The sequence below is a fragment of the Longimicrobium sp. genome, from assembly GCA_036387335.1.
GTDB lineage: Bacteria > Gemmatimonadota > Gemmatimonadetes > Longimicrobiales > Longimicrobiaceae > Longimicrobium.
The window spans coordinates 22,197-28,404 of the sequence record DASVTZ010000265.1 but is presented as its reverse complement, the minus strand read 5'-3'; the positions used below and the strand labels follow the sequence as shown (position 1 = coordinate 28,404).

At 70.9% G+C, this 6,208-nt stretch carries 4 protein-coding genes; 1 reads left to right on the top strand and 3 read right to left on the bottom strand.

Annotation, left to right across the window (positions count from 1 at the left end; genetic code table 11):
• A partial coding sequence (gene lepA, locus VF647_26585) for a translation elongation factor 4 (GenBank protein HEX8455677.1) occupies positions 1-1,172 on the bottom strand: 1,172 nt, incomplete at its 3' end.
• A gap of 156 nt (positions 1,173-1,328) precedes the next feature.
• On the opposite strand from lepA, the gene VF647_26580 reads away from it, so the two are divergent.
• Positions 1,329-2,651 (top strand): DUF5723 family protein, encoded by a 1,323-nt coding sequence (locus tag VF647_26580; GenBank protein ID HEX8455676.1) that lies wholly within the window; start codon positions 1,329-1,331, stop codon positions 2,649-2,651.
• Between the two features lie 354 nt (positions 2,652-3,005).
• On the opposite strand, the gene VF647_26575 is transcribed toward VF647_26580, so the two are convergent.
• Positions 3,006-4,589 (bottom strand): M28 family peptidase, encoded by a 1,584-nt coding sequence (locus VF647_26575; GenBank protein HEX8455675.1) that lies wholly within the window; start codon positions 4,587-4,589, stop codon positions 3,006-3,008.
• Positions 4,590-4,637: 48 nt separating this feature from the next.
• Complete coding sequence (locus VF647_26570) at positions 4,638-5,957, bottom strand: DUF4384 domain-containing protein (protein HEX8455674.1); 1,320 nt, start codon at positions 5,955-5,957, stop codon at positions 4,638-4,640.
• Between the last annotated feature and the right edge of the window lie 251 nt (positions 5,958-6,208).

Sequence of the window (6,208 nt, the reverse complement as noted above, 5' to 3'; positions counted from 1 at the left end):
GCGGAGGGGCTCTCCACCCAGAAGTCCTGCTCGTCCGTCATCACCACGTGGTACTTCACGTTGGGCACGGTGGTGATGATGTCCAGGTCGAACTCGCGCTCCAGCCGCTCCTGGATGATCTCCATGTGCAGGAGCCCCAGGAAGCCGCAGCGGAAGCCGAAGCCCAGCGCCAGCGACGTCTCCGGCTCGTACGTCAGGGAAGCGTCGTTGAGCTGCAGCTTGGCGAGCGCGTCGCGCAGCTCCTCGTACTGCTCGGTCTCCGTGGGGTAGATCCCCGCGAACACCATCGGCTTCACTTCCTGGAAGCCGGGGATCCCCTCGCCCGCCCGGTTGTCCGCGTCGTAGATGGTGTCGCCCGAGCGCGTGTCCGCCACCCGCTTGATGCCGGCGATGATGTACCCCACCTCGCCCGGCCCCAGCTCCGTGAGCGGCTGCCGGCCGAGCTGCAGGTAGCCCACCTCGTCGATGGGATACTCGTTCTCGTTGGCGCCGAAGCCGATGCGCATCCCCTTGCGAAAGGTGCCGTCCACCACGCGCACGCTGGGGACGGCGCCCAGGTACTTGTCGTAGTACGAGTCGAAGATCAGGGCGCGCGGCGGCGCATCCGGGTCGCCCGTGGGGGGCGGCACGTTGCGCACGACCGACTCCAGGATCAGGTCGATGCCGATCCCGGCCTTGGCGGAGGCGAAGATGACCTCGTCCGGATCAACCCCGAGCAGCTCCACGATCTCGTCGCGGCGGCGCTCCGGCTCCGCGCCGGGCAGGTCGATCTTGTTGAGGACGGGGATGATCTCCAGCCCCGCGTCCATCGCCAGGAAGAGGTTGGAGAGCGTCTGCGCCTGGATCCCCTGCGACGCGTCCACCACCAGGATGGCCCCCTCGCAGGCGGCCAGCGAACGCGACACCTCGTAGGTGAAGTCGACGTGCCCGGGGGTGTCGATGAGGTTGAGCTGGTACTGCCGGCCGTCCTTTGCGCCGTACAGCATGCGCACGGCGTTCAGCTTGATGGTGATCCCGCGCTCGCGCTCGAGGTCCATCGAGTCGAGCACCTGGGCCTTCATCTCGCGCTGCTGGAGCGTCCGCGTCGTTTCCAGCAGCCGGTCGGCCAGGGTGGACTTTCCGTGGTCGATATGGGCAACGATGCAGAAGTTGCGAATGTGCTCTATCAGCACGATGCAGGTCCCGTCATGGTAAGCGTTTGTCGTAGGATGAAGTCGCGTACAAGCTACCCAATCCGGGGGGCGATAGAAAGGGCGCGCCGCCGGGCGCCGATTTTGCCCCTTACCCCGCCAAAACGCCACGCATCCTACTTTTCACGAGCAGAATCCATGCATTTTACCCGTTTGATGGCATCCTGCGCGGCCGCCGCCGCGTTGGTGTCGCCCCTTTCGGCCCAGCTCGCCACCACCCCGCGCGCACTGGGGATGGGCGGCGCGTACGTGGCCGTGGCGCGCGGCCAGGAATCGCTCTTCCAGAACCCGGCGAACCTGGCGCTCCCGGGCAACCCGCACGCATCCGCCGCCGCGCCGCAGGTGACGCTCGGCGCGACGATCAACGGCCTCACCTTCGGCGACGTCAACGACCTGCGCTCCTTCGACGAGCTCGACGACGACCAGCGCGCCGACATCCTGGGCCGCATCCCCGACGAAGGGACTGCCGCCGAAGTCGACATCCGCGTTCCCGTCTTCTCGATGTCGTTTCGCCGCGCCCTCTTCGGCGTGTCGTACAACCTGACGGGCCGCCACGGCGTCTCCCGCGACGTGGTGGACCTGGTGCTGAACGGCGTGCAGCAGTCGCGGCTCCTGGGCGCGAACGCGTACGACGACGACGCCATCCTCAGCCAGTCGCAGGGCTTCCGCGCCTCGTACCTCGACTTCGCGGCCGGCTACGCGCACCGCGTGGGCCCGGTCAGCCTGGGCGTCACCGGCCACTACCTGCGCGGCAGCCGCATGGTGCGCTCCGGCGCGGTGGGCATCGACACGGTCCTCTCCGTCACCGCCCCCGACATCCGCGTCACCTACGCCGGCGTGGGGCGCGACGGGGCGAACGGCTTCGGCCTCGACGTCGGCGCCGCCATCCAGCCGAACCCATCGCTCACGCTGAGCGCGGCGGTGGCCAACGTCGTCAACACGCTGGAGTGGAAGGGCGATCCCGAGATCCGCTCGATCGTCCTCAGCCGCGAGAACTACCGCACCGGCGACCCGGACCAGCTCCGGAACGACTACGCCCGCAGCGCCCGCCCCCTCTCCGCGGCGGACCCCGTCCTCGCCGCCCGCGCGCGCGGACTCGCGGACGACCTGGACGTGGGCGCCACCCTCGCACCCATCCTGCGCCTGGGCGCCGCCTGGGAGCCGCACGCCGGCACCACCTTCGCCGCTGCCTACCAGGGCGAGCTCTCCGAGAGCCGTCTCGGCGGCCCCTGGGACCGCTCGCTCGGCGTCGGGGTGCAGCACAAGATCCCCATCGTCACCGTCCGCGCCGGCCTCTCCACCGACCTGGACAGCGGCACGATGCTGGGCGGCGGCCTCTCGCTCGGCCCGCTCCACCTGGGCGCCGCGCGCCTCACCGGCAGCTCCGACGGCAACTCCGCCCAGAGCGGCTGGCTCTTCACCTTCGGCTTCGGCGGCCAGACCAACAGCCGGATGAACTGAGGGCGGCGGGCCCCCTCTCCCGGGGTCGGGGGCACGCGGGCTCCCCCTCTCCCCCGCAAGCGGGGGAGAGGGTGCACTCCTCCTCGGGCGGCATCCCGTAGGGGCGCGATTTATCGCGCCCGTGCCCGCCGCCGCGCCGATCTCCGCCTGACGCAACCAGATTCCGGTAGGGGCAGACCTGCGTGTCTGCCCACCCTTTCTGCTGCCGCGAACCCCGCTGGTTCGGCACCGATCGTCGTAGGAGCAGCCCCACGTGGCTGCCCGTGCCCGCCCCGGCACCACCCCCCGCCCCGCGACCACGAAAAAGGGAGAGGCGCATCGGCCTCTCCCCTTTCTGTCGATCCGCGCCAGACCCTACCGCGTCATCGCGCGCACCGCTTCCAGCCCCTTGGGATCCCACCGCGGCCGCTCGGCGGCGTTGGCGATCTCGGTGGCCAGGTACAGCACCATCCGCGAGATGCGCGCGGCCTTGTCCGTGTCGATCTTCTCCACCTCGTCCGAGGGGCGGTGGTAGTCCGGGTGCACGCCGCTGAAGAAGAAGATCGCGGGGACCTCCTTGCGCGCGAAGTTGTAGTGGTCCGAGCGGAAGAAGAACTGCTCCTGCGGCCAGATGTCGTCCGACAGCGTCAGGTGCAGCTCCGGGTGCGCGGCCTGCACGCGATTGGCGAGGGCCCCCAGCGACGAGTAGTCCTTGCCGATCACCACCACGCTGTCCGGGTTGTTGCGCCCGATCATGTCCACGTTCACGTCCGCCACGATCCGCGCGAGCGGGATCGTGGGATGGTCCGAGAACCACTCCGACCCCAGCAGCCCCTTCTCCTCGCCGCTCACGTGCACGAAGGCGATGGAGCGCTTCGGCCGGTCCCGCATCATCGAGAGCGCCTGCGCCACCTCCAGCAGCCCCGTCGTCCCCGAAGCGTCGTCGTCCGCCCCGTTGTAGATGGAGTCGCCGTTCACCGGCTGCCCCACGCCCACGTGGTCCATGTGCGCCGAGATCACCACGTACTCGTTGCGCAGCACCGGGTCGCTGCCCGGGAGGATGGCGATGACGTTGGGCGCACGCGCGCGGTCCATCTCCTCCTGCGGAAGGGCCAGACTGGCAGTGACCCCCGCCAGCGGCGCGGGGCGGAAGCTCGGCGCGGCCCCGCGCGCGGCCAGCGTCGCCAGCGGAGTCCCGGCGCCCGCGAACATGCGGGTGGCGGCCTCGTGCGTCATCATGAACTGCGGGTACGCGATCGCCCCGCCCGGGGTCCGTGCCCCGCGCGTGGCGGGCGCGGCGTACTTGGCGATGCTGTCAGCAGTCCAGCTCGCGTCCAGCACGTGCACGATCGCCACGGCGCCGGCACGCTGGGCGGCGGCGCGCTGGCGGGTGCGCTCGCGGCGCCAATCGCGGTTGGAGGCGCCCGGAAGCGAGACCACCACGACGCGGCCGGTCATGGAGCCCGCGGGCAGCGCGTCGTCGGCGCCGCGGCCGGCGTACACCATGGCGGCGGAGGCGATGGGCTGCGCCGTACCGCCCACCGCGAAGAAGTCGCGCCCGTACTGCAGCGTATGCGGCGCGCCGCGCCCGGCGATCTCCATCCGCGCCCCGGCGGCGCTCAGGCGGCGCATGGGGTACGGGTACCACTGGTAGTACGAGCCGCTCTCGCCCCCCGGCTGCAGCCCGAACAGCCGGTGCTGGTTGACGAGGTACGACGCGGCGATCTCCAGCTCCGGGCTGGGCGTGTTGCGCCCGCGCAGGAAGTCGGACGCCAGGAACTCGATGCGCGAGTACACGTCGGCCGGCGTGATGGTGGCCGCAGCTTCCTGGAGAGACAGCGTCCCCGCCGGCGAAGGCGGGGCGGCCGCGCCCTGCGCGGCGGCGTGCGGAACGGCCAGCGCCGCGCTGGCGGCGAGCGCCAGCGCGGCGGAAAGAACTACGGACGGGCTTCGATTCATCTGCCGGGCCTGGTGAGGGGTGTGGCGGGCCTCACCAGGCCCGCCGGCCTACTCCGACGGAGGCCGGACCCGGGGGGCCGACGGACGCGAAGGAGAGTTGTCGCTGCTGGGCTGCCGCGCCGGGGGCGCCTCGCGGCGCGTCTCGGTGCGCCGCTCGGGCGGCGGTTCGCGGCGCGTCTCCGTGCGCCGCTCCGGCGGAGGCTCGCGGCGCGTTTCGGTCCGCGGCTCCGAGCGGGGTTCGGGACGCCGGCTCTCGCTGGGCGGCGACGAATCCGGGGAGCGGCGCTCGAAGGTCGGGCGCTGGCGCTCCGGCCGCACCACCCGCGGCTCCTGCTGCTGCTCCGGCTCGCCCTCGCGCTGCGTGTACGAACCCGCCCCGCGGGCGGGCGGCGCCGGGCGCCGCGAGTAGCCGCGGCCGTCGTCGCGCACGTCCGTGCGCTCCTTGTACCCGTGCGTGGGCTGCGTGCGGCGATACCGGTCGTCGTAGTAGCCGTTGCCGTAGTACCCGTTGCCGTAGTAGCCGTTGCCCCGGGCGTAGTACACGCGCCGATCGCCGCGGTAGTAGCGCGTATCATAATAGTACGGCACCTGCACGAGCAAAACGCGCACTCGGTCGCAGCTGTCGTAGTACACGCTGCGGCTGCTGTACCACGAGCCGTAGCTGTCGTAGCATGCGTAGCGCGGGTGCGTGTAGCGGCGGCCGACGTGATAGGTGTAGTAGTCGCTGTCGTGCTCGCCGTAGCCCCAGTCGCCCACCAGCATCCGCTCGTAGCGCTCCATCGCGCGGAACGGGTCGCCGTAGACGTTGTAGTTGGGGTCCCAGCTCCCCACGCGGCGGTAGTGCAGGTCGCGGATCACGCGCTCGTCGAGCGGCTCGTTGGATGCCACCGCGAAGATGTAGCCGATGCCGTAGCCGCCGCGTATGGAGACGTACTGGCTGCCGCGAGGCCGTACGCTGTACGCGCGCCCGCCGCGCAGGTACCCATCGTCGCCGGGCTGGCTGGGGAAGAGCACCTCGACGTTGCCGTCCGTGTCGATGTGGAGCACCGCCACGTACGCGTCGCGGTCGGTGCGCACGAGCACGCGCGACCGGTCGCCGATGCGGTAGACGTCGCGGTTGCCGTCCATCCAGACGCGGACGCCGGGACGGTAGTCCTGGTCGTAGCGTCCGTACTGTTCCTGGCGGCGGTCGCCGGACTGGTACGATGCGCCGGCCTGCACGAGAGCGGGCGGCTGGAGCGGGCCGAGGTCTTCCGCGGTCGTGCGGTCGAAGCCCGGAACGGCCCTGCTGGTGTCCGCGACGGATGCCGCGCCATCGGAGGCTCCGAAGGCAAGGAGGGCGAACGCCGCGAGGAGGGTGGTACGCATCTGAGTGTATCTCCGGTTGGGCGGGAAGCTGCACGGTCCATCGAGCAATCCGCGTTCCCGCCGCCGCCACAAATCCAAGTGATTTTACGATAACGCCTTACGCCCGAACGCACCACCCGCCGGGCGTGTCCCTTGTCCACGCGCGTGGACGCCCGTTCCCGCGCAGGGGACGGAACGGCAGGGGAATGGGGACTGGGGAAATGGGGAATCGATCCGGTAAGGCCGCGATTCATCGCCCGCGCCCTCGCCCG